The sequence below is a fragment of the Streptomyces sp. MZ04 genome, from assembly GCF_004684775.1.
In the GTDB taxonomy this organism is placed as follows: Bacteria; Actinomycetota; Actinomycetes; order Streptomycetales; family Streptomycetaceae; genus Streptomyces.
Window position 1 is genome coordinate 26,830 of record NZ_SRIC01000012.1, and the last position, 22,631, is coordinate 49,460.

The 22,631-nt window shown below is 71.6% G+C and carries 23 protein-coding genes and 1 pseudogene; 11 read left to right on the plus strand and 13 right to left on the minus strand.

Going from position 1 to position 22,631, the window contains the following annotated elements; translation table 11 throughout:
- Nucleotides 1–7: 7 nt before the first annotated feature.
- A complete protein-coding gene (locus E2651_RS04900) occupies nt 8–739 on the minus strand; it encodes a Clp protease N-terminal domain-containing protein (RefSeq protein ID WP_135329736.1) in 732 nt (243 codons plus the stop codon).
- A 73-nt stretch (nt 740–812) separates the two neighbouring features.
- Complete coding sequence (locus E2651_RS04905; RefSeq protein WP_135329737.1) at nt 813–1,463, minus strand: HD domain-containing protein; 651 nt, start codon at nt 1,461–1,463, stop codon at nt 813–815.
- Between the two features lie 151 nt (nt 1,464–1,614).
- On the opposite strand from E2651_RS04905, the gene E2651_RS04910 reads away from it, so the two are divergent.
- Nucleotides 1,615–2,601, plus strand: coding sequence for a DJ-1/PfpI family protein (locus E2651_RS04910; protein WP_245238579.1), 987 nt, complete (start codon nt 1,615–1,617; stop codon nt 2,599–2,601).
- Here E2651_RS04910 and E2651_RS04915 read toward each other — a convergent pair.
- Complete coding sequence (locus E2651_RS04915; RefSeq protein ID WP_348541606.1) at nt 2,591–3,571, minus strand: AraC family transcriptional regulator; 981 nt, start codon at nt 3,569–3,571, stop codon at nt 2,591–2,593. The genes E2651_RS04910 and E2651_RS04915 overlap by 11 nt on opposite strands.
- A gap of 90 nt (nt 3,572–3,661) precedes the next feature.
- Here E2651_RS04915 and E2651_RS04920 point away from each other — a divergent pair, with 90 nt between their 5' ends.
- Nucleotides 3,662–4,534 (plus strand): NAD(P)H-binding protein, encoded by an 873-nt coding sequence (locus tag E2651_RS04920; RefSeq protein ID WP_135329739.1) that lies wholly within the window; start codon nt 3,662–3,664, stop codon nt 4,532–4,534.
- A 14-nt stretch (nt 4,535–4,548) separates the two neighbouring features.
- On the opposite strand, the gene E2651_RS04925 is transcribed toward E2651_RS04920, so the two are convergent.
- Complete coding sequence (locus E2651_RS04925) at nt 4,549–5,310, minus strand: helix-turn-helix transcriptional regulator (RefSeq protein ID WP_135329740.1); 762 nt, start codon at nt 5,308–5,310, stop codon at nt 4,549–4,551.
- A gap of 143 nt (nt 5,311–5,453) precedes the next feature.
- On the opposite strand from E2651_RS04925, the gene E2651_RS04930 reads away from it, so the two are divergent.
- Nucleotides 5,454–6,659, plus strand: coding sequence for an aminotransferase class I/II-fold pyridoxal phosphate-dependent enzyme (locus E2651_RS04930; protein ID WP_135329741.1), 1,206 nt, complete (start codon nt 5,454–5,456; stop codon nt 6,657–6,659).
- On the opposite strand, the gene E2651_RS04935 is transcribed toward E2651_RS04930, so the two are convergent.
- From E2651_RS04935 to E2651_RS04945, 3 genes and pseudogenes are all read right to left on the minus strand, one after another.
- The gene (locus tag E2651_RS04935) at nt 6,580–7,083 is read right to left on the minus strand and encodes a GNAT family N-acetyltransferase (RefSeq protein ID WP_135329772.1); all 504 of its coding nucleotides are present in this window, start codon (nt 7,081–7,083) and stop codon (nt 6,580–6,582) included. The genes E2651_RS04930 and E2651_RS04935 overlap by 80 nt on opposite strands.
- Nucleotides 7,084–7,173: 90 nt before the next feature.
- Nucleotides 7,174–7,575, minus strand: a pseudogene (locus E2651_RS04940) (transcriptional repressor); the annotation flags it as partial.
- 115 nt (nt 7,576–7,690) lie between these two features.
- Entirely contained in the window at nt 7,691–8,959 is a 1,269-nt protein-coding gene (locus tag E2651_RS04945) for an aminotransferase class I/II-fold pyridoxal phosphate-dependent enzyme (protein ID WP_135329742.1), read from the minus strand.
- 126 nt (nt 8,960–9,085) lie between these two features.
- Between E2651_RS04945 and E2651_RS04950 the strand changes: the two genes are divergently transcribed.
- On the plus strand, nt 9,086–9,442 hold the full coding sequence (locus E2651_RS04950) for a DUF1801 domain-containing protein (RefSeq protein ID WP_135329743.1): 357 nt from the start codon (nt 9,086–9,088) through the stop codon (nt 9,440–9,442).
- Here the strand turns inward: E2651_RS04950 and E2651_RS04955 are convergent.
- A complete protein-coding gene (locus E2651_RS04955; protein WP_135329744.1) occupies nt 9,414–9,839 on the minus strand; it encodes a DUF4345 domain-containing protein in 426 nt (141 codons plus the stop codon). The genes E2651_RS04950 and E2651_RS04955 overlap by 29 nt on opposite strands.
- Nucleotides 9,840–9,925: 86 nt before the next feature.
- Between E2651_RS04955 and E2651_RS04960 the strand changes: the two genes are divergently transcribed.
- Genes E2651_RS04960 through E2651_RS04970 form a run of 3 tightly spaced genes read left to right on the plus strand, consistent with a single transcriptional unit; the run spans nt 9,926 to nt 11,453 of the window.
- Nucleotides 9,926–10,534: a TetR/AcrR family transcriptional regulator gene (locus E2651_RS04960; protein ID WP_135329745.1), complete on the plus strand. Its 609-nt coding sequence runs from the start codon at nt 9,926–9,928 to the stop codon at nt 10,532–10,534.
- Nucleotides 10,535–10,577: 43 nt separating this feature from the next.
- Nucleotides 10,578–10,961 carry a hypothetical protein gene (locus tag E2651_RS04965; protein WP_135329746.1) on the plus strand — a complete coding sequence of 128 codons (384 nt, stop codon included), beginning with the start codon at nt 10,578–10,580 and terminating at the stop codon, nt 10,959–10,961.
- A gap of 57 nt (nt 10,962–11,018) precedes the next feature.
- A complete protein-coding gene (locus E2651_RS04970; protein WP_135329747.1) occupies nt 11,019–11,453 on the plus strand; it encodes a PPOX class F420-dependent oxidoreductase in 435 nt (144 codons plus the stop codon).
- On the opposite strand, the gene E2651_RS04975 is transcribed toward E2651_RS04970, so the two are convergent.
- Entirely contained in the window at nt 11,431–12,492 is a 1,062-nt protein-coding gene (locus E2651_RS04975; RefSeq protein WP_135329748.1) for a tetratricopeptide repeat protein, read from the minus strand. The two genes, E2651_RS04970 and E2651_RS04975, sit on opposite strands and share 23 nt — an antisense overlap.
- Nucleotides 12,493–12,671: 179 nt before the next feature.
- Nucleotides 12,672–13,835 (minus strand): hypothetical protein, encoded by a 1,164-nt coding sequence (locus E2651_RS04980; protein ID WP_245238580.1) that lies wholly within the window; start codon nt 13,833–13,835, stop codon nt 12,672–12,674.
- 369 nt (nt 13,836–14,204) lie between these two features.
- On the opposite strand from E2651_RS04980, the gene E2651_RS04985 reads away from it, so the two are divergent.
- Entirely contained in the window at nt 14,205–16,433 is a 2,229-nt protein-coding gene (locus tag E2651_RS04985; RefSeq protein WP_135329749.1) for an MMPL family transporter, read from the plus strand.
- Nucleotides 16,434–16,523: 90 nt separating this feature from the next.
- Here the strand turns inward: E2651_RS04985 and E2651_RS04990 are convergent, their stop codons facing one another.
- Both E2651_RS04990 and E2651_RS04995 read right to left on the minus strand, forming a co-directional pair.
- Nucleotides 16,524–17,558: a Gfo/Idh/MocA family oxidoreductase gene (locus tag E2651_RS04990; protein ID WP_135329750.1), complete on the minus strand. Its 1,035-nt coding sequence runs from the start codon at nt 17,556–17,558 to the stop codon at nt 16,524–16,526.
- A gap of 36 nt (nt 17,559–17,594) precedes the next feature.
- The gene (locus E2651_RS04995; RefSeq protein ID WP_135329751.1) at nt 17,595–18,374 is read right to left on the minus strand and encodes a TIM barrel protein; all 780 of its coding nucleotides are present in this window, start codon (nt 18,372–18,374) and stop codon (nt 17,595–17,597) included.
- Between the two features lie 172 nt (nt 18,375–18,546).
- On the opposite strand from E2651_RS04995, the gene E2651_RS05000 reads away from it, so the two are divergent.
- A complete protein-coding gene (locus tag E2651_RS05000; RefSeq protein ID WP_135329752.1) occupies nt 18,547–19,569 on the plus strand; it encodes a LacI family DNA-binding transcriptional regulator in 1,023 nt (340 codons plus the stop codon).
- 187 nt (nt 19,570–19,756) lie between these two features.
- On the plus strand, nt 19,757–20,212 hold the full coding sequence (locus E2651_RS05005) for a hypothetical protein (RefSeq protein WP_135329753.1): 456 nt from the start codon (nt 19,757–19,759) through the stop codon (nt 20,210–20,212).
- A 79-nt stretch (nt 20,213–20,291) separates the two neighbouring features.
- On the opposite strand, the gene E2651_RS05010 is transcribed toward E2651_RS05005, so the two are convergent.
- Nucleotides 20,292–21,284 (minus strand): substrate-binding domain-containing protein, encoded by a 993-nt coding sequence (locus tag E2651_RS05010; RefSeq protein ID WP_135329754.1) that lies wholly within the window; start codon nt 21,282–21,284, stop codon nt 20,292–20,294.
- A 274-nt stretch (nt 21,285–21,558) separates the two neighbouring features.
- Between E2651_RS05010 and E2651_RS05015 the strand changes: the two genes are divergently transcribed.
- On the plus strand, nt 21,559–22,608 hold the full coding sequence (locus E2651_RS05015; protein WP_245238581.1) for a LacI family DNA-binding transcriptional regulator: 1,050 nt from the start codon (nt 21,559–21,561) through the stop codon (nt 22,606–22,608).
- Nucleotides 22,609–22,631 lie beyond the last annotated feature (23 nt).

Here is a 22,631-nt window from a genome sequence, read left to right on the forward strand (position 1 = left end):
GGTCGCGTCAGGCCTGTTCGCGGGCCGCGCGGATCGCCTCCACGGCCTGGACGATGTTCGCCTCGGCGGCCGCCTTGTCGATGCCAAGGCCCGTGAGCGCGCCCGCTCCGTCCTCCGCCTCGAGCAGCGCGAGCAACAGGTGCTCCGTACCGATGTAGTTGTGGCCGAGGCGCAGCGCCTCACGGAAGGTGAGTTCGAGGACCTTCCGTGCGGGCGCGTCGTACGGGATGAGGTCGGGCACCTCGCCGACCGCCGGCGGCAGGGCCTCGGTGAGACTTTCGCGTACGGCGTCGAGCGCCACGCCCTGGGCGACGATCGCCTGCGCGGCGAGCGCGTCCGGTTCGGTCAGCAGGCCGAGCGCGAGATGCGCGGTGCCGATCTCGGCGTTGCCTCCGGCCCGCGCCTCCTCCTGCGAGGCCATGACCACCTTCCTGGCCCGCTCGGTGAAGCGGCTGAATCCCTGCCCGGGATCGAGATCCGACGCCTCGCCGGGATCCTTGGGCACGAACCTCTTCTGGGCGGCCTGCCGGGTGACTCCCATGCTCTTGCCGATGTCCGTCCAGGAGGCGCCCGAGCGCCGGGCCTGGTCCACGAAGTGGCCGATGAGATGGTCGGCGACGTCGCCGAGGTGATCCGCGGCGATGACGGCGTCGGTGAGCTGGTCGAGGGCGTCGGTGTGGACCTTCTTGATGGCGTCGATCAGGTCGTCGAGACGGATGGGGTGCGAGGGCTGCGTCATGTGTCAACCGTAGGTTGACAGCCCTTCGACCGTCAACCCTGGGTTGACACTTCGGGTCACTCCGATCAACCGGTCACTCCGACCAAGGGGAGTTCCGGATCACGTCGACGAAGTCGCCGCGGGCGTGGCCGGGGACGAAGTGCGCGAGGACATCGGCCTTCACATTGCCGAAGGTGGTCTCCGGCTTGGGCGCGACACCCTCGGTGAACGCCTCCAGGATGCGCCGCTTGAAGTCGGGGCGGGGGTGCAGCGCGGTGATCGCGGCACGGTCGTCGGCGGTCAGGTCGTCGTAGCCGATGCCCAGGACGTCGTACTCGACTCCGGCGGTGACCAGCGCGACCTCCGGCTCCATGAACTCGGGGATGCCCGGCGTCGTGTGGAGGGCGATGGCCGTCCACACCCGGCGCACGCTGTCCTCGGGGACACCGTGCCCGCGCAGGAAGCGCCGCGCCTCGTCCGCGCCGTCCACCTCGAAGCGGCGGCCGCTGCCGTGGAACCGCTCGCCCAGGCCCAGGTCGTGGAACATCGCCCCGATGTAGAGCAGTTCGGGATCGAAGCTCAGCTCGCGTCGCCCGCCCTGCAGGCTGCCGAACCAGAAGACGCGGCGGGAGTGGTGGTAGAGCAGTTCGCTCGTCGTGTCCCGCACCAGTTCGGTGGCCGCGGCGGCGAGCGCGGTGTCGGGGACGCGGACCCCGGCGACGGTGAAGGTATCGGTGGCGGTCATGGTGGTGCTCCTGTCTTCGGCGGTGGGCGGGACACCGGAACACCTCGGCGTCCGGTGGGATCCAGCCTGCTCGCGACGCACACCCCACGGCCATGTCCCTGCGGACAGGTACCCCACACATCTGGACACGCTCTCCGGCTACGGTGAACCCGTGCCGCAGCAGCCGGGCCGACCCCGCCCTCACCACGTGTACGTCCTCGCCTTCGACGGCGTACGCCTGCTCGACGTCGCCGCACCGCTGGAGGTCTTCGCCACCGCCGCCCGCTACACCGGCGGCGGTTACGTGGTGCGGGTCTGCACCCCCGACGGCCAGGACGTCACGACCTCGACCGGACTGCGCATCGCGGCCGACCTGGCCGCGGCCGATGTGCGCCGCGCGGACACCCTGATCGTGCCGGGCCACGCCGAACACGTCACGTTCGCGGGACGGGCCGAACTCATCGAGCTGGTCGGCCAACTGGCCGACAGGGCAGGGCGGTTGGCCTCCGTGTGCACGGGGGCGTTCGTGCTCGCCGCCGCGGGGCTGCTGCGCGGGCGCCGGGCGACGACGCATTGGGAGCACGCGGCGCGGCTCGCCCGGCTGTACCCGGACACCGACGTGACGGCGGATGCCATCTACGTCCAGGACGGCCCGGTCTTCACGTCGGCCGGGGTCACCGCGGGCATCGACGTGTGTCTGGCCCTGGCCGAGCAGGACCACGGCCCCGACCTCGCCCGCCGGGTCGCCCGTGACCTCGTCGTCTTCCTGCAACGGCCGGGCGGGCAGTCCCAGTTCTCCGCCGCCTCGCGCACCCCGGCGACCAGCCACCCGGTGCTCCGCCCGCTCCTGGACGCGATCGCCGCCGACCCGGCGGCCGACCACCGCCTCGCCGCCCTGGCCGCGAAGGCCGCGGTCAGCCCCCGCCACCTGACCCGCCTCTTCAACCGGCAGCTCGGCACCACCCCGGCCGCGTACGTGGAGTCCCTCCGCTTCGAGGCCGCCCGCATGCTGCTCGAACGGGGCTCCAGTGTCACGGACGCGGCCGAGCGCAGCGGCCTCGGCAGCGACGAGACACTGCGCAGGGCCTTCGCACGGCACTTGGGGACGACACCGTCGGCGTACGCGGCGCGCTTCCGTACGACAGCGGTCAGGGCGTGACGAGGCCAGGTTCCTCGGGGGTGCCGGCTTCCTCGGGGGTGTCGGCGACCAGGCTGCCCGGGCTGACCCCGTGGGTCCGTTTGAACGCCGTGCTGAAGGCGAAGGCGTTGGTGTAGCCGACCCGGCGGGCGGCCGCGGACACGGTCGTCCCGGGCCGTCGCAGCAGGTCCGCGGCGAGATCCATCCGCCGGCGCGTCAGGTAGGCCAGGGGCGGTGTGCCCACGGCCTCGGTGAAGCGGCGTGCGAACGCCGCGCGGGACACCCCCGCCTCGGCGGCCAGGTCGGCAACGGCCCATGCCCGTACGGGATCGCGGTGCATGGCGCGGAGCGCGGGCCCGGCGACCGGGTCGCCCAGGGCCCGGTACCAGGCGGGGGCCCGCGCCTCCGGCCGTTCGAACCACTCCCGCATCGCGCTCACGAGCAGCAGGTCCAGGAGCCGGTCAAGGACGAGCTGCTGCCCCGGGCGGCTGACGGCCAGCTCCTCGGTGAGCAGGGTCAGGGCGGTGGAAGGGCCGTCCGGCCGGGCGGGCACCACGCACACGTCGGGCAGGGCGTCGAGCAGAAGCCGCCCGACGTCGCCGCCCCCGTCATAGGCGCCGGTCACCAACGAGACCGGCGCATCGTGTGCCTCGCCGAAAAGACGCGGCCCCAGCCGGGGGCTTTCGGCCTCCGGGACGGGACGGCCGTCGGTCACGCCGGTGCAGTGCCGCGCCGCGTGGATCGTCACCTGGGGCGGGGTGTCGGGTGCGTCGGCGACCCGGTGCGGGTGGGGGCCGCGGACGATCGCGATGTCCCCGGCCGACAGTTGCCGGGGTTCGGCGCGGTCCGGGACGACCCACGCGTCACCGCGCAGCAGCACGTACAGCGACAACGGGGCGGCGTCGGCGTTGGCCCAGCACCACGGGGGAGCGGTCATCGACTGGCGCAGGACGGCGCCGTTCGCCCGGACGCCGCGCAGCAGGTCGGTCATCGGATCCACGCGCGGAGCGTAGACGATCACGAAGGGAAGCGAGAGGGGCGCCCATGGTCCGGGCGGCTTCCGTGGACTTGGCTGGACGCCATGGACCACATCTCTTCTTCTCCTGACACGGCAACCGACACAGCGCGGACCTTCCTCGTCCTCGGCGCGACCGGCAAGACCGGCAGCCTGGTCGCCGGGGGACTGCGCGGCCGCGGCCACCGGGTGCGAGGCGCCTCCCGGTCGGGTGATGTGCGTTTCGACTGGGACGCACCGCGCGGCTGGGGGCCGGTGCTCGACGGCGTCGACGGCGTGTACGTCGTGACGCCGATGGACCCTGCATTCCGCGCGGAGAACATTGCCTCCTTCGTCGCCCGCGCCGAAGCGGCCGGAGTGCGCCGGCTGGTGCTGCTGTCCGGGCTCAGCGCCGGGTACGGCAGCGCGCCGATGCTCTCGCGCGAGGAACCGGTCAGGGCCGCCGCCGTCGACTGGACGATCCTGCGACCGGGGGCCTTCCAGCAGAACCTTGCCGCCGCGCCCTACCCGCAGGCCGTGCGCACGGGCGAGCTGCGGCTGCCGCTGGGTCCGCGGCCGGGCCCCCGCTGCGCGTACATCGATGTCGCCGACATCGCGGAGGTGGCCGCGACAGTCCTGACCGGCGACGGCCACGCGGGACAGACGTACGACCTGTCCGGGCCGCAGGCCCTCACCTTCCCCGACGTCCTTGCGACGATCGGCGCCGAGACGGGACGGAGCGTCGGCTACCGCGACATCCCCGCCGGGGAATGGACGGCGCAGATGCACGCGGCGGGCGTCGGCGATGACCAGCTCGGCTGGTCGCTGGAGACCTTCGAGGCGCTCAGGCGCGGGGAGTACGCGCATCTCCATGACGGGGTGCGGCGCGTGCTCGGGCGGGAGCCGAGCCCCTTCGCCCGGTTCGCCAAGGCCGCCGCGGCGGCCGGCGCGTGGTCCTGAGCGGCTCGAAGGTCTCAACGCTGCGCGCGGTGCGTACCCGGTGTGTGCCCGAAGGCCCGGCGGAACACGTCGATGAAGGCGCTGCTGGACGCCCATCCGCAGCGCTGCGCGACGACGGTGACCGGCGCGCCCTCGGCCAGCAGCCGCAGCGCGTGGTGCAGGCGCAACTGGGTGCGCCACTGCGGGAAGCTCATGCCGAGTTCGGACCGGAAGAGCCGGGTCAGGGTGCGCTCGCCGACCCCGGCCACGGAGCCGAGCTGGGCCAGGGTCCGGCGGTCGGCAGGGTCGTCGCGCAGGAGGGCGCACACGTCGGCCAGGCGGGGATCCTTGGCGGCGGGTACGTGGACGGGCCGCTGGGGGGAGTGGCGGAGCTGGTCGAGCAGGACGGCCCGCAGCCGGAGCCGTTCGGCGGTCGGCGCCGCGGTGGCCTCGGTTTCGGGCCGCCGGGTGTACTCGATGATCAGCTCGCGGAGCAGCGGGGCGACCTCGATGACGGCGGGGCGGTCAAGCCGCAGCGGATTGTCCGGGACCGGAAGGCCGACCAGGTGGAGGTCGGTGGCGCCGTAGGCGCGATGTTCGTGGACCGTGCCGGCCGGGATCCAGATGGCGCGGGTGGCGGGGGCGATCCAGCTGCCCGTGTCGGTGGTGACGGACAGGACGCCGCGGCCCGCGTACACGATCTGGTGCTCGTCGTGCCGGTGCGCGTCGACCTCCGCGCCCGCGGCCAGCGGGAGCAGGCGGGTTCTCGCGCGAGGGGAGTGGCGGATGTTCGACACAAGCCGTCAATTTATCGGAAGCGGGAAGATCGCGGCCGAGCCGATGATCGAGATGTGACGCCGCCACGTGGCTACGGCGCCCTCCCCCCCTCCTCCTTCCGTCCCCACTCGAACGCGCTTCACCACACCAGGAGTTCACCACCATGCGCACGGAACACCTCCCCATCGACCCCGTCGCGCGGCTGCGCGAGCGCCGCAGCGCGAAGTGGCGGACCTTCCCGGACGACGTACTGCCCCTCCCCGTCGCGGAGATGGACTTCCCGCTGGCCGAACCCGTGGCCGAGGTCCTCCGTGCGGCGATCGACCGCTCGGACACCGGATACGCGGCGCCGACCCGCGACCTCGCGGAGGCGGTCGCGCGCTACGCCCGGCGCGCCTGGCAATGGGACATCGACCCCGACGGCGTGCGCACCGTCGCCGACGTAGGGATGGGCATCGTCGAGGTTCTGCGCCGCGTCACAGGACCGGGGGACGGCGTGGTGATCAGCCCGCCCGTGTACGAACCGTTCTCCTGGTGGATACGGGAGGTCGGCGCCCACGTCGTCGAGGCGCCGCCGGTGGACGGGCCGCACGGATGGTGCCTCGACCTGGACGCCCTGGAGCGCGCCTTCTCGGCGGGAGCCACGGCGTACCTCCTGTGCAACCCGCACAATCCCATGGGCCTGGTGCACCGGCGCGACGACCTGGCGGCGCTCGCCGAACTGGCCGACCGGTACGGCGTGTACGTCCTGTCCGACGAGATCCACGCGCCGCTCGTGCTCCCCGGAGCCCGGTTCGTCCCCTTCCTGTCCGTGTCGGACGCGGCGCGACGCCGGGGGTTCGCCTTCCTGTCGGCCAGCAAGGGCTGGAACCTGGCCGGGCTGAAGGCGGCCACCGTCATCACCGCCGACCCCGCACCGCAGCGCTACGTCGACCGGCTCTCGCCGCATTCGCTCTACCGCACCGGCCACCTGGGCGTCCTGGCCACGGTGGCCGCGTTCGACGAGGGCGGCCCCTGGCTCGCCGACGCCCTGGACATCCTCGACCACAACCGCGGGCTCCTGGACGACCTCCTCGCGGAGCTGCTCCCCGCCGTCCGCCACCGGCGGCCCGAGGCCGGTTTCCTGGCCTGGCTGGACTTCCGCGCCCTCGGCTGGGGCGACGACCCCGCCGCCCACATCCTCGACACCGCCCGCGTCGCCCTCAACGCGGGCCACCGCTACGGCACTTCGGGCATCGGCCACGCCCGGCTCAACTTCGCCTGCTCCCCGGAGACCCTCACCGAGGCCGTCACCCGGATTGCAGAGGCCGCTGAGCACCCGGCCGGCGCACCATGTAGACGTCGATCGGATCCTGCTCCTCGACGCTGAACCCGTGGCGTTCGTACAGCCGCCTTGCGGCGCTGCCTTGCAGGACGTTCAGGCGGACGAGGTCGCCGGCGGCGTCGGTCCGCTCGAGCAGCGACCGCAGGACGGCGGAGCCGAGGCCCCGGCCCTGGAGGGCGGGGTCGAGATAGAAGTGCTCGAGCCACTGCCCGTCATCGTCGGGACGCAGCGTGACGCAGCCCGCGAAGGCGCCGTCGGCGACGATGACCGAGGTGTGCCGGGGCGAGAAGGAGTCCCGCAGCCGCTGGCGCACCCGGCAGGCGTCGAACCGGCCGAGCCGCTCCAGATCCGGGCGCATCACCGTCGCCCGCAGCTCGGCGATCACCTCGACGTCCGTGGGCTCGGCGGCCCGCAGGGCCCAGGCCGGGGCGGGCAGCGACACCGGCGGCTCGTCTGTACGCGCGTTCATGGCCGCAGTATCCCTGGTCGGCGACTGACGGCACGGAGTGGTCTCATCGGCCGCCTGGCAGCGGGCGCAGACGCCGCTCAGTTCGAGGGTGTGCTCGAGCCCGGCGAAGCCGGTGCTCTCGCCGAGGCGCTCGGCCCACCGCTCCACGACCTCGGCGTCGACCGGCTGACTGCGGCCGCAGCAGCGGCAGATCAGGTAGTGGCCGTGCTCGTCCGTGGGCCGCTGCAGATACAGCCGCTCGCCGCCTTCGTCGCGTACGACGTCGACGAGTCCCGCGCGGCCCAGCTCGCGCAGGGTGCGGTAGACCGTGGTCAGCCCGACCGCGCTGCCGGAGGCGGTCATCAGGGCGTGCAGCTCCTGCGCGGAGACGAAGTCCTGGCAGCGGCCCAGCGTCTCGAGGACGGCGGTGCGCTGCCGCGTCCTGCGCAGGCCCCGCTCGGCGGCACGGGTGTCCCGCGCGGCCGGCGGTGCCGCCGTCCGGGCATGGCTCATGGGGGCTCCTTGGCGGAACGGTGCCGGGTGGAGCCCCCATGCTAAATGAACACGGTTTTCAAGTCGATGCCGGTCGACGACCGCCGACCAGGGATGTCGCCGTCCGGCGGACGACCTAGCTCGCCTGCTTCTCGTACCCCACGAGCCGCACGCACACGGTCAGGCCCTCGATGGCCTGCTCCAGCTCCGCGAGGCCCGGGTAGCTGGGCGCGATGCGGATGGTGGCGTCGCGCGGGTCCTCCCCGTACGGGTGGGTGGCGCCGGCCGGGGTCAGCACGATGCCGGCGTCGGCGGCACGGCGCACGACCTCCTTCGCGCAGCCGTCCGGCACCTCGAGGGTGACGAAGTAGCCGCCCTTGGGGTCGGTCCACCGGGCCAGGCCGGTGGAGCCGAGCTCGGCGTCCAGGATCCGGGCAACCGTCTCGAACTTCGGCTGGAGCAGGGCGCGCTGCCGCTCCATGTGGGCGCGCACACCGTCGGCGTTCCGCAGGAACAGGACGTGCCGCAGCTGGTTGATCTTGTCCGGGCCGATCGACCGCTTGGCGTTGTTGGCGAGCAGCCACTGCACGTTCGCCGGGGACGAGCCGAAGAAGGCGACACCCGCGCCCGCGGCGGTGACCTTCGAGGTGGAGCCGAACACGAACGCGCGGTCGGCGTGGCCCGCGTCCGCGCAGGCGGCGAGCAGATCGGCGATCTCGGCGGGCTCGTCGGTGAGGTGGTGGGCGGCGTACGCGTTGTCCCAGAAGATCCGGAAGTCCGGTGCGGCGGTCTCCATGCGGGCCAGGCGCGCCACGGTCTCGTCGCTGTACGTGACACCGTCGGGGTTGCTGTACTTCGGGACGCACCAGATGCCCTTGACCGCCGGGTTCTCGGCGACGAGGCGCTCCACGACATCCATGTCCGGGCCATCGGCCGTCATCGGCACCGGGATCATGTCGATCCCGAAGCGCTGGCAGAGCGCGAAGTGGCGGTCGTAGCCGGGCACCGGACACAGGAACGCGATCCGCTCCTGCTCCACCCAGCGGGACTCCGCCCCCGGCACCACGCCGAGCAGGGCGTGCACCAGGCAGTCGTGCATCAGCTCCAGGCTGGAGTTGCCGAGCGCGAGCAGCTGCCCGGCGGGCACCTGCAGCACACCGGCGAAGATCTCCCGCAGCTCGGGCAGGCCCTGCAGACCGCCGTAATTGCGTACGTCCGTGCCGTCGGCGGCGGTGTGCCGCCCGCCCGGCAGGCTCAGCAGGTCGTCGGAGAGGTCGAGCTGCTCGGGCGCCGGCTTGCCGCGCGTGAGGTCGAGCTTGAGCCCGCGGGCGACAAGGGCCTCGTAGTCCCGCAGGGCCCGCTCGCGGAGCCCGCTCAGGGCGTCGGCGCTCAGCTCGGTGGTCATGGGTGTGTCCTCTCACTGCTGGTGGCGCGGCCCGTACTGGCACCGGGGCTTCCGTACTGCCTGCCGAGGATACAAACCGGCATGGCCGGGCACGCCCGCCGGGGCGTCTCGGCCTACCCTCGGGGAATGGTGCAGAGCGCGGCTCAAGACGTCACCGGCTATCTGGCCGAGGTGCCCGACGGGCACAGGGCCGCCCTGACGAGGCTGCGGCAGCTCTGCCTGGCGGAGCTGCCGGGCTTCGACGAGGTCATGGCGTACGGGATGCCCGCGTACGAGCGTGGCGGCACCGCCGAGATCGCCTTCGCGAGCCAGAAGCAGTACGTCTCCTTCTACCTTCTGCGCGGCGAGGTGCGCGAGGCCTTCGAGGAGCGTCTCGCCGGACACGACATGGGCAAGGGCTGCCTGCGGTTCCGCAAGCCGGAGAGCATCGACTTCGAGCTGGTGCGGGACCTGCTCAGGGCGACGGCGGCGCTGCCGGGGTGACCCGGGCGCCCTGAAGCGCCTTCTCCTCGGCGTCCGCGAGCCAGAAGAGCAGCGGCGAGACGACCAGTTCGACGACGGTCAGCATCACCTGGAACGCGTGCGGCCACCCCTCCACGGCCAGCGAAAGCAGCCGCCCGATCGCGCCCAGCAGGAACACCCCGGTCAGTACCCGCACCGCCGCCGCGGGGATCGGCGACTGCCGGGCCGCCCAGAGCCAGGCGAGGCCGTACCCGGCGAAGATCGCGCCGAAGAACCGCCCGAGACTGTCGATCGTCGGCCCGGCCGAGCTCTCGCCCGGGATCGAGGCGTTTCCGAGCAGTACGTGGAAGAGGCCGATCGCCACGCACGCGTACCCCATCACGAGTACGAGCCCGCGGAGCGCCTTGGCTCTGGTCATGACTTACCGCCCCTGCCACTAGTAGACACATATCTATCAGGCAGGCTAGGGGACACTACTAGACATGTGTCAAGTATGCTGCGGTCGTGCCTCCCCGTCAGCGACTCAGTCCCGCCGATCGCCGCGCCCAGCTCCTCGCCGTCGCCGCGCGGCTCTTCGCGGCGCACCCGTACGACGACGTGCTGATGGAGAGCGTCGCCGAGCACGCCGGAGTCTCCCGCGCGCTGCTCTACCAGCACTTCCCCAACAAGCGTGACCTCTTCGCCGCGCTCTACAAGGAGGTGTCCGAGCAACTGCTGGCCAAGTCCCGGTTCGACCCCGCGGACACCCTCGTCGAGCAGCTCGTCGAGGGCCTGGACGCGCATATCGAGTACTTCGCGGAGAACCGCAACACCGTCCTCGCGGCGAACCGGGTCCTGGCGGGCGACCGCCTGGTCCAGACGATCATGGCCGACGAACTCGACGCCCTGCGCGAGCGGTTGCTCGGCGTGCTCCCGCTCGCCGACGATGCCACCAGGCGGGCCGTGTCGGGCGTCCTGAAGAGCTGGCTGGTCTTCGTCCAGGTGCTGTGCGTGGACTGGCTCACCGAGGAGACCTGTACGCGTACCGAACTGCGCGACGTGTGCGTCGGCGCCGTTCTGGGCGCCCTGCGGCCGCTGCTCGACGAGGACCCGGCCCCGGAGTGGCCGCGCTGACGGCGGACGGGGCGGCTACGCACCGGGCGGCTACGATCCGCGCATGTCGCGCAGCGAGAAGAAGGCCCGGCGCCTGGTCGTCGACGGGAACGTCTACCTGTGGACGCTGGGGCACACGCACCACGCGCTGGGCGACGGACGGTACGAGGACTGCTGCGAAGTGCTCGCCGTCAGGCGGTTTCGGGCCAGTGGGCGGCTGCGTGTGCTCTTCCGGGAGGGCCCCGGCCGGTTCGTCCCCGACGGGCATCTGCACTCCGGGGCGGTCGGCACCGAAGGCGGCGGATTCCTCAACCTGCACGAGCCCGGCACCGCCAGGGCCCTGCTCGACGCGGCGCTGGCCCAGGGCTGGGCACCCGACGATCCCGCCGTCCGGGAGCTGGACGGCTGGACCCTGTTCGAGGCCGTGGCCACCCGCCGTCGCGCGTAAGATCGCGCACCCGACGTCGGCGCGCATGGGGGCCGGCGCAGAGTTCTGGAGCGTGACATGGACGACGCGACGGCGAAGCGGCTCGGCGCGGGGAAGTATCTGCTGGTCAGCAGCTACCGCAAGAACGGCACCCTGGCGCCGACCCCGGTCTGGGTGGTCCAGGACGGCACGGCGCTGGGTGTCTGGACGGTCGCGGACTCCTGGAAGGCCAAGCGGATCCGCAACCGCGCCGACGTCCTGGTCGGCCCCTGCGATGCGCGGGGCAACCCCACCGGCGAGCAGATCCCCGCCACCGCCGAGATCTGCGACGCCGAACGGACGGCCCGCTACCGCACCCTCATCACCCGCAAGTACGGCCTGATGGGCAGGCTGACCCTGCTCGGCAGCAGGCTCCGGCGCGGTCTCGGCGGGACGGTGGGGATCCGCGTCACGCTGACGGAGGGCACCGAGGGCACGGATCCCGCCCAGGTCACCGACGCGTCGCCGAGCTGAACTCCGCACCCGCCGCAGCGCCTGCCTTCGCGTCGATCTCCGCCCGGAAGGCGATGGTCGTCTCGCGGGCGTGCCGCAGGCCGATCCGGGTGAAGTCCCGCTCGAGGCCGTCGAGTTCGGCCAGCGTCTCGGTCCGGTCGCGGCCCAGCCGGGCGCGCGACTTCACCAGGCCGAGTCGGGAGAGAGCCATGCCGCGCGGCTCCCGCATGGTGCGGAACTCCTCGAGCGCGATGGCGTACATCTCGCGCGCCGCGCCGTAACTCCCGTCCCGGTAGAGCACGTTGCCGCGCATCTTGTGGTTGTAGGCGAGTGCGCTCGCCAGATCCATGGCGCGGCAGATCACCTCCGCCTCGGACAGAAGGGCCAGTGCCCGCTCCGCCTCGCCCCGCAGCGACAGGACGTCGGCGACCCCGCGCAGCGACCAGGCGCGCCCCCGAGCGTCCTGCGCGTCGGTCGCGATCCGGACGCACTCGGTGAACAGCTCGAGGGCCTCGGCGTGGTCGCCGGCGTTGCGCCGCATCTGCGCTATGCCGGACATCGCCCACACCATGTGCCGCGCCTCGCCGTGCGCCCGCCCCTGTTCGAGCAACTGCTCGTGCAGCGCCGCGACGGCCGCGTAATCCCCCTGGATACGTCCCGTCTCGGCGAGCCCGGCCAGCGCGTAGCCATGGGCGAGCCGTTCCCCGCTGTCGGCCGCGAGCGTGACCCCCCAGGCAAGCAGCCGCCGGGCGAGCCGCAGTTGCCCGCACTGGCGGGCGAGCGTGCCGCCGCTCCACAGCGCCCAGGCCATGGCGCCCGCGTCCCCCGCCCCCCGCGCGCTGCGGTAACTCTCCCGCCAGGCGGCGCGCGCCTCGTCCACCCGGCCGAGCCGCCGCCCCGCCTCGGCGAGGGCGAGTGCGGCACGCGCCCTCGCCAGGGCGGTGTCCGCCTGGGAGAGGGCGCGGCCCGCGGCCGCGTGCACCTCCTCGTAGGAGGAGTTCACGCCGAGCGCCGAGCCCAGTTCCCCCTGGTACTCGGGCGCGAATGCCTTGCCGTGCATAGATCCAAGACCTCTCGATCAACTCCGTACGCCGGTCTCCGTACGTTGATCAAGAAGCTACGAGCGGTGCGCGGTGCGGCGAATCCCTCCGCGTATGGGTCATGCCGTACGACTCCAGGGCTACGGGCGGGGCCCATGGTCATCATCGGGACGTACGGGGGAGTGGGGGTCCGCGGCCGTCAGTCGGTGTCCTGCGCGGGCGCGGGCGTGGAGTCGAAGGCGGGCATGTCGTCGAAGACGGCGACGGCATCGGAAGCGGCGGCAGCGGCAGCGGAGGTCGCGGCACCGGCGGCGGCCGAGCCCCCCGTCGCGGCCTGCAGAGCCGAGATGCACGCGGCGATCGACTGCTGCAGCTCCTCGAGGCGCAGCAGCATGTCGTCCTCGTAGATGTCGTCGACCTCGGCGTCGTCGAAGGTCAGCTCCTCGAAGACCTTCGTGGCCTTCTGCAGGCTGTTGTAGAACTTCGCGCGGCGCTCCTGGACCCGCAGCTGCGGATCGCTCTGGACGGTCTGGGCGACCAGGTCCTTCACGGTGTCGTACGCCTCGCGGGCCCACTCGCCGGAGTCCTCGCCGTCGTCGAGCTCGTCGATGAGGGACAGATGCCGCTCGGCCTCCTCCTTCAGCTCGGCGGGCGCGTCGATGAGTTGGCCCGCCGGGGTCTTGACCTGCCCCTTGTCGACGATCTGGCGTACGTAGTCGACCCGGTCGCCCGCCTTGGCCTCGGCCGCGACCGCCTTCTTGAGGTCGTCGGCGCGGACGATGTCACGGACGAGCTCCGTGCGCAGCGCCGGGTCATCGTCGAGCCGGTCCATCAGCGCCTTCCGCGCCGCTTCCGCGGTGCCGGGGTCGGCGAGGATCGCGGCCCTGAGCGCCGTCGGGTTCTCGGCGACCTCCAGAGCCTTGGTCGGGCGGATGCCCTCGGCCTCGGCGGCCTCCGTGATCGCGTTGCCGCGCGGGGTGAGGGCACTGGACCGGGCCGAGTAGTACGTCAACCAGGCGTCGGCGTCCGGGAGTTCGATGTCGACGCCGGGCGTGAGGGTCTCGAAGTGGGGTACGAGACCGTCGTCGGCGGCCTTGTCCCAAGCCTTGTAGTAGCGCATGACGCGCTCGGCGGAGCAGCCCGCCAGCTCGCTGAACTCCTTCGCCGACACCTTCGGCGTCTCGTCGGCGCCCTGCTCCTGAGGGCTCTGCCCGCCGGGCCGCACACTGCGCGCGACCTTCAGGGCGAAGGCCCAGCCGCCGGTCCGGGCGTAGGCCCCGAACTCGCGGGCGTCCCGGGCCACCGGGTCGGGAACCTCGGCGGGCGGGACGGCGGCTTCAGACGGCGCGATGGCGAGAGTCACGAAAAGTTCTCCTGGATGGTGATGACAACTATCTGAGAGCTGACTCGCCACCTTATCGCCTCTATTGGGCTGGTATAAGGGCGAGTTGTTTATGCCGGAACCACTGGCCCATGGTGCGGAGTCAAGGCTTCCGGCACGGCCGGCTTCTCCGGGGGGCCTACACGAGGTGATCACATCTCCTCCCCGAGGATGACCCTGTGCATACGGCACTACAGCGCCCGTGGGCCGATAGTCCGACTCAGAGTCGGACTTCCCCGGCCGATCCGGCCCGGATATTAGAGGGGAACCTGCTGACCGCCCTGACGTGCACCGATGTGACGCCGGGCACAGTCACCCTGCCTGCCAATCCCGACGGGGGTCTCTTTCGCCGTGGCTACATTCCTCTACAAGCTGGGCCGCCTCGCCTTCCGGCGACGCCGCTATGTGGCATTGATGTGGGTGGTGCTGCTGGTCGGCGTCGGATTCTCCGCGTCCGCCGCACCCGCACCACCCGAAGACTCCTTCTCCATGCCGGGGACGGAGTCCCAGAAGGCCTTCGACCTCCTCGACGAGAAGTTCCCCGCGGCCAGCGCCGAGGGCGCCACGGCCCGCGTCGTCATCCGCGCCCCCGAGGGCGAGAAGCTGACCGAGTCCGGCCCCAAGGCCGACGTCGAGAAGCTGGTCAAGACACTGGGCGCCGGTCCGCAGGTCTCCGAGGTCGCCGACCCGTACAAGGCGAACGCCGTCAGCAAGGACGGCACCACCGCGTACGCGTCCGTCACGTACAAGGTCAACGCCCAGGAGCTCACGGACAAGGCGCGCGACGCGCTGACCAAGGCCACCGACGACACCCGTAAGACGGGCTACACCGTCGAGACCGGTGGCGACGCGGTCATGGCCGAGCAGGAGATGGGCGGCTCCGCCGAACTCATCGGCATCGCGGTCTCCGCGGTCGTCCTGATCATCACCTTCGGCTCGATGATCGCCGCGGGCATGCCGCTCCTCACCGCCATCATCGGCGTGGGCATCGGGGTCTCCGGCATCGCCGCGCTCGGCAGCCTCCTCGACCTCTCGGCCACGACGTCGACGCTCGCGATGATGATCGGCCTCGCCGTCGGCATCGACTACGCCCTCTTCATCGTCTCCCGTTACCGAGCGGAGATAGCCGACGGCCGCGAGCCGGAGGACGCGGCGGGCCGCGCCACCGGCACCGCCGGTTCCGCCGTGGTGTTCGCCGGACTCACCGTCATCGTCGCGCTGTCCGGCCTGGCGATCGTCAACATCCCGATCCTCACCAAGATGGGCCTGGCCGCGGCGGGCACCGTCGCGATCGCCGTCCTCATCGCCCTCACCATGATCCCCGCGCTGCTCGGCTTCGCGGGCAAGAAGGTGCTGCGCCGCAAGGACCGCAAGAAGCCCGCGTCCGAACTGCGGGACCCGAACGCCAAGCCGAAGCTGGGCACCCGCTGGGCGCGCTTCGTGCTGCGCCGGCCGCTGCCGGTGCTGCTGCTCGCCGTGGTCGGCCTCGGAACCGCCGCCGTACCGATGGGGAGCCTGGAGCTCGGCCTTCCGGACGAGGGCACGTCGGCGCCGGACACCACGCAGCGCAAGGCGTACGACATGCTGTCCGAGTCCTTCGGCGCGGGCTTCAACGGCCCGCTGATGGTCACCGTCGACAAGGACAAGGGTGCGGGCGCCGCCGCCGCTGCCGACACGGTCGGCAAGGAGATCGCCAAGATCGACGGCGTCGCGGCCGTGACGCCGGCGCAGGCCAACAAGAACGACGACACCGCGATCTTCAACGTCGTACCGAAGACCGGTCCGAGCGACCACAAGACCGAGGAAGCGGTCAAGACGATCCGCTCGACCGTCGACGGACTCGGGGACAAGACCGGATCCGAGGTCCTGGTCACCGGCGCGACCGCCATGACCATCGACTTCTCGCAGACCCTGGACGACGCGCTCCTGCCCTACCTGGGCCTCGTCGTCGGCCTGGCCTTCCTGCTCCTGATGCTGGTCTTCCGCTCGGTCCTCGTACCGCTCAAGGCGGCACTCGGCTTCCTCCTCTCGGTGGCCGCAGCGCTCGGCGCCGTCGTCGCGGTCTTCCAGTGGGGCTGGCTCGCCGACATCGTCGGCGTGGACCAGCCGGGCCCGATCATGAGCATGATGCCGATCTTCATGATCGGCGTGGTCTTCGGTCTCGCGATGGACTACGAGGTCTTCCTCGTGACGCGGATGCGTGAGGCGTACGTCCACGGGGAGCGGCCCGGCGAGGCCGTCGTCACCGGCTTCACCCACGGCGGACGCGTCGTCGCCGCCGCGGCGGTCATCATGATCAGCGTCTTCTCCGGCTTCATCCTGGAGAACGACGACATGATCAAGATGATGGGCTTCGGCCTGGCCATCGCCGTCCTCTTCGACGCCTTCGTCGTCCGCATGGCGATCGTCCCCGCCGTCCTCGCCCTCCTGGGCAAGTCGGCGTGGTGGCTGCCGAAGTGGCTCGACCGCCTGCTCCCCAACGTCGACGTGGAGGGCGAGAAGCTGCACAAGCAGCTGGGCGACGTCCCGTCGGCCCCGCACGCCGACCACGACAGGGAGCTGGAGTCCGTACGCGGCTGAGCCCCTGACGCTCCCTGAGGAGCAACGCAACCCCACGTCAGCCCGGTGCCCGATCCTGGTCACCGGGCTGACGCCTGTCCGGGGGTGAGCTCACCGGTTGCCGAACTCATGGGTCCGGACAGGGCCACCTGTGGTGACGGACCGGATGGCCGCGAGGGCGATGACGAGTGCTGCCCTGGCGTCCTCTCCGGTGGCGTGGGGGGTGCGGCCCGTGCGGACGCAGTCGGCGAAGTCGGCCAGCTCGGCGACGTAGGCGTCGTGGAAGAGTTCCTGGTCGTACGTCACACATTCGGCGGCCGCGCCTGCGGGGCCGTACGCGGTCATGTGGGTGCGGTGTATGTCGCCCACGGTCGTCATACCGGCCGAGCCGAAGACCTCGCCCCGCACGTCGTAGCCGTACACCGCCTGGAAGTTGGCCTCGGCGGTGGCTATCGCGCCGTTGTCGAAACGGATGGTCACCACGGCGGTGTCGAGCAGGCCGCCGCCCTTGAAGTCGGGGCGCACCAGGGCGTCGGCCATCGCGGACACCTCGACGGCCTCGGCGCCCGGGTTGAGCCAGCGCAGGGCGTCGAAGTCATGGATGAGTGTCTCCAGGAAGATCGTCCACGGCGGGATCGTGGCCGGGTCGGCCAGCTTCGGGTCGCGGGTGAGTGAGCGCATCAGCTGGGGCGTTCCGATGCCGCCGGACGTGATCAGATCGCGTCCCGCGCGGAACCCGCGGTCGTATCGACGGTTGAAGCCGACCTGCAGCGGGACGCCGGCCCCGTGCGCCGCGCGGATGGCACGGTCGGCGCCGTCCAGGGTGACCGCCATGGGCTTCTCGCAGTAGACGGCCTTGCCGGCGGAAGCCGCCGCCGCGACGAGATCGCTGTGGGTTCGGGCGGGGGTGGCGACCACCACGGCCTCGATCTCCGGGACGGTCAGCAGCTGTTCGATGTCCGCCACCGGATTCGGGCAGCCGAGCCGATCCGCGAGGCGCTGTGCGACACCGGGTACGGGGTCGGCGACGGCGGCGAGTCGTGCTCCAGGGATGCGCCTGGCGAGACTTTCCGCGTGGAAGGCGCCCATCCGCCCGGCGCCGATGAGTCCGATGGCGACGGGCTGCCCGGAAGTGCTGCTGGTCATGACGGTCTCCGTGGTGTTGACGGTCGCTCGGGGTGGTCAGCGCAGGAAGGCGGAGCGGAATCGTTCCAGGGCGACGGTGTCGTCGCCGGAGGCCCATGCCTCCATCGCGACGGTGCCCTCGTAGCCCAGGTCCGCGAGCGCCCGTGCGATCAGCGGGTAGTTGATCTCCCCGGTTCCGGGCTCGCAGCGGCTGGGGACGTCCGCGACCTGGATCTCGCCGACGAGGCCGGAGCCGACCGCGCGGTGCAGCAGCTCGATGAGGTTTCCCTCGCCGATCTGCGCGTGGTAGAGGTCCAGGTTCATCCGCAGACCGGGCCGGTCGACGGCCTCGACCAGGGCCAGCGTGTCCTCGGCTCTGGCGAAGGGCACGCCGGGGTGGTCGACGGCCGTGTTGAGGTTCTCCAGCACGAAGGTGACCCCGTGACGCTCGCCGAGGTCGGCCAACTGTGTCAGCGTGCGGTGCGCGGCAACCCACATGGGGCCGGTGGTCCTGTGGACCGGCCGCACCGGCAGGCCTCTGCCGTCAAGGCCGGTGCCGTGCAGGTTCAGCCGGGGACAGCCGAGCCGCTGAGCCACCTCGACCGACTCTTCGGCGGTGCGCAGCAGCTCGGCCGCACCGTCCTCGTCGGTGAGGGTGCCGCGGACGTACCCCGTCATCGACGAGAACACGGCCCCGGTGCGGGCGAGTACCGCGATGTCGTGCCGCGTCCAGTCCCATATCTCGACCTGGAAGCCGAGGTCGTGGATACGGCGGACCCGCTCCTCGGCCGGCAGCTCGGTGAACACCATCTCGGCGCACACAGCCAGTTGGAACATTGCCTCACCGGACCCCTCGGACTAGAACGTTCTAGATGCGCCCACTCAGTACGGCATCACCGGGCGCCCGAAGTCAACAATTTCGGACCGTCGAATCTAGAACGTTCTAGTCTCGGTGGTGCGCGTGTGCTCTATCCTTGCCGACCAGGACCGGCTCGATCAGGGAGACCACGTGGCGCAGCACCCCGGAGCCCGGGAAGGGAAGCGGCCGACGCTTGCCGACGTGGCCGCGTACGCAGGCGTCTCCACAGCGCTGGTCTCCATCGTCATGCGCGACGCGAAGGGAGCCAGCGCCCAGACCCGGGAGCGCGTCCTGCAGGCGGCGAAGGACATCGGCTACCGGCCCGACACCCGTGCCCGCATGCTGCGCCGCAGCCGCTCACGGCTCCTCGGCGTGCAGTTCGGCCTGCACAATCCGTTCCACTCCGACCTCGTGGAGGGTATCTACGCGGCTGCCGAGAAGGCCGGTTACGACGTCGCCCTGAGCGCGGTGGCCCCGAGCCGCAGCGAGCAGCGGGCCGTGGAGATGCTGCTGGCCGACCGCTGCGAGGCCGTGATCCTGCTCGGCCCGCAGGCTCCGGCCGCCCAACTGGCCGAACTCGTCGGCCGACTGCCCGTCGTCGCGGTCGCGAGGCGGCTGCGTGAGCCGTCCGCGGATGTCGTACGGACCGCCGATGCCGAGGGCGTCCGTCTGGCCGTGGACCATCTCGTGGAGCTCGGCCACCAGGACATCGTGCACATCGACGGCGGCAAGGCCCCCGGTGCCTCCGACCGCCGCCGTGGCTACCGCACCGCCATGCGTCGCCACGGACTGGCCGAGCACATCAACGTCCTGCCCGGCGGCCTGACCGAGGAGGAAGGCGCCGCCGCCGCCCGCGACGTCCTCACGACCCGCCCTCGGCCCACCGCCGTCATCGCCTTCAACGACCACTGTGCCACCGGCGTACTCGACGTCTTTCTCCGCTCCCGCGTCCGGGTACCCGCCGACATCTCCGTCGTCGGCTTCGACGACAGCCGGCTGGCGCGCCTGTCCCACGTCAGCCTCACCACCGTCGGCCAGGACGCCGCGCGCATCGCCGAACTGGCGGTGGCGCGCGCGGTCGCGCGGCTGGACGGCGAGCACGTGCCGGACCGGGAGATCGTCGTCCCCCCACGGTTCGTCATCCGCCGCACCACAGCGGCCCGTCCCGGCTGAGTCCCCGTCAGCGGCCTTGTGCGGGCTGGGAGAGCGGACCGGTAACGATCGTCGGAGCTTTGATCATCCGGGAGTCGCAGTGCGATTCCTGCCCGGGACGGACGCTCGGGCGGGTAGTGGCGCAGAGACTGGAGTGGTTGATTCCCCTTCCCGCCGGATGCACGGCGAGACAGAAGGTTCCGTACCCATGGCTATGCGCACCCGCAAGGTAGTTGTCATTCTGATGGGCACCGTGTGTGTGCTGGTCGTGGCCGTTTCGGTGATGGTGGTCGGGGCCCATTTGCTCACCGGCGGCTACCACATGCGGGCGGACAGGTTCGATACTGGTGCGGAGGCGAAGAGCGCGCGCGAATCGATGCCTCGCTGGCTGCCCGACGGAGCCAAGGACATCTCATGGAACTGGGCGACGACCGGTCGGGAGCGGAAGCTCAAGGCGACTCTGCCCTCCGGCGCGCTGCCTCAGGGGTGCACGGCCGGACGGCCGGACAGGACCCCGGAGGTTCCGGAGGTCAAGGCCGGCTGGTTTCCCAAGGACGCGGCAAAGAAGGCGGCCGCCCGGTGCGGTAGCGGCACATTCACGTACTACGCCTACCTGGACCGCCGCACCCTCATCGCCTGGCTGAACACGCCCGACGAGGGCTAGCGGCCCTCCCTGCCCGCCCGCACCGAGGCGGGGGACGCGGTCCTCGGCTGGGCCAGGTCCGGGGCGGGCCGACGGCCCTTCAGCGGGTTCCGTTGCGGGCGTAGTCCGCGATCTGCGCCACGTTCTTCTTGGTGACGATGTACGGTCCGGTCGGCACGGTCTCGTCCGCGCCGAGGACGTTCCCATTGGTCCGGTACAGCCACAGCGTGTCGATCGCCTCGTAGCCCTGCAGGTACGGCTGCTGGTCGACGGTGAACAGGACGCTGCCGTCCTTCAGCGAGGGGATCAGATCCTTGCCGAGGCCGAACGTGGCCACCTTGGCGGGACCGTCGGCAGCCCGCACTGACTTCGCCACGGCGATGCCGTGCGGCGAGTTGAGGGTGACCACGGCATCTATGGCGCGGTCCGTTCTGAGCTTGGCGGTGACGATCGACACGAACTGGGCCATGTCCTCGCCGTTCGCGTAGAGCTTCTCGGTCCGCCCCTCGAACGTCTTCTCCAAGCCGGCGCAGCGCGCCTCCAGTTGGACCTGCCCCTGAGCCTGGAGCACGCACAGGGCGTGCTTCGCACCGGCCTTGTTCAGCTCCCTGCCCGCCTTCTCGCCGGCCGTCTCCTCGGGTTCCCCGAAATACATCATGGCGCTGGTCTTCTGCCAGGCGTCGTCCCCGGCGTTGAAGGCGACCACCGGGATTCCGGCGGCCTCGGCCTTCTTGAGAGCTCCCGCCAGCGCGGTGGGGTTCGGCAGCGTCACCGCGATGCCGTCCACCTTGCTGTCGATGGCGTTCTGTATCAGTGCGGCCTGCTTGGGCACCTCGACGGCGTTCGAGTAGACGAGCCGGACGTTGTCCTTGGCGGCGGCCGCCGTCGCACCCTTGCGTATGACGTCGAAGAACGTGTCGCCGGCCGGGGCGTGGGTGATCATCGCGATCTTCATGCGTGGCGTGTCGGCACGGCCGGCCACCGAGGTCCGCTCCTGCTCCTGCTTGCCGCCCGAGCTGCTGCATCCGGTCGCCGCCGCCAGCAGGAGCGCGGCTGCCGACACCGTCAGCGGACGCTTGCGGGAATGCCTCATGTGCTCTCACTCTCGTTTCCACCGGGCTCTGTTGAGGGGCCTGCCGTGGTGGCGGCAACAACCGGACAGCTGCGAGGGGGGATTCGCCGGGCACACCGGAACGGCCCCGGACAGACTGCTGGGAGGGGTCCACGCCTACCGGCCCACGTCATGCCGCGCATCGCGGCCGGGCCTCACGAGCACTTCGTATTGGAGCGCTCTAGTCGCGTTACTATTGAGCGCTCCAATACGCGATGTCAATACCCGCCGCAATCGAGCCGAGGAGACAGCTCCCGTGACGCAGGACGCCGAGGCACGTACGGGCAGGCGCCCCACGCTGGAGGACGTCGCGGCGCATGCGGGGGTGTCACGGGCGCTGGTGTCCCTCGTCGTGCGAGGAGCGCCGGGCGCCAGCGCGAAGACGCGGGACCGGGTGCTGAAGGCCGCGGCCGAGCTGGGCTACCGGCGGGACGCCAGGGCGCGGCTGCTCGCGAGCAACCGCTCCGAGCTGGTCGGCGTGGTGTTCGGCATGGCCGGCACCTTCCACTTCGAGCTCCTGGACGGCCTCTACGCGGCAGCGGAGGGTGCCGGGTACGAACTCATCCTCAGCGCACTGACCCCCGGCCGTGACGAGCGGCGTGCCGTCGAGACGCTCCTGGACTTCCGGTGCGAGGCGTTGATCCTGCTCGGCCCGGAAACGCCCGCCCCCGAAGTGCCCGGCGAACTGCCCGTGGTCGTCGTCGGCTGGCGGGTCAAGGAGCCGTCGGTCGACGTCGTCCGGACCTCGGACGACGAGGGGATGCGGCAGGCGGTGGATCACCTGGTGGCCCTCGGGCACCGGCAGATCGCCCACATCGACGGCGGCCGTGGCCCCGTGTCGGTGCTCCGCCGCCGCGGATACCGCGCCGCCATGCGCCGACACGGCCTGGGCGGGCATCTGCGGGTCGTTCCCGGCGGGCAGGCCCAGGACGCGGGAGCCGCGGCCGCCCGGACCTTCCTGGAGACCGGCCAGCTGCCCACCGCTGTCATCGCGTACAACGACGATGTCGCGACCGGCCTGCTCGAGTCGTTCATCCGCGCCGGCGTCGCCGTTCCTGACGACGTGTCCATCGTCGGGTGGGACGACAGCCGGCTCGCGCGCCTCCCGCACGTCGACCTGACGACGGTGGGCCAGGACGCGCACCGTATGGCGGGCCTCGCCCTGGCGCGCGCCCTGGCGAGGCTCGAAGGCAGGGAGGTCTCCGAGCGGGAGATCGTGCTGGCTCCGCACCTGGTCGTGCGAGGGACGACGGCCGCAGTGGCCGGGCAGAAGTGGCAGCCGAGCGCACCGGAGCGAGGCCGGTAACCAGGCGGGGGACCCGTCGTCCG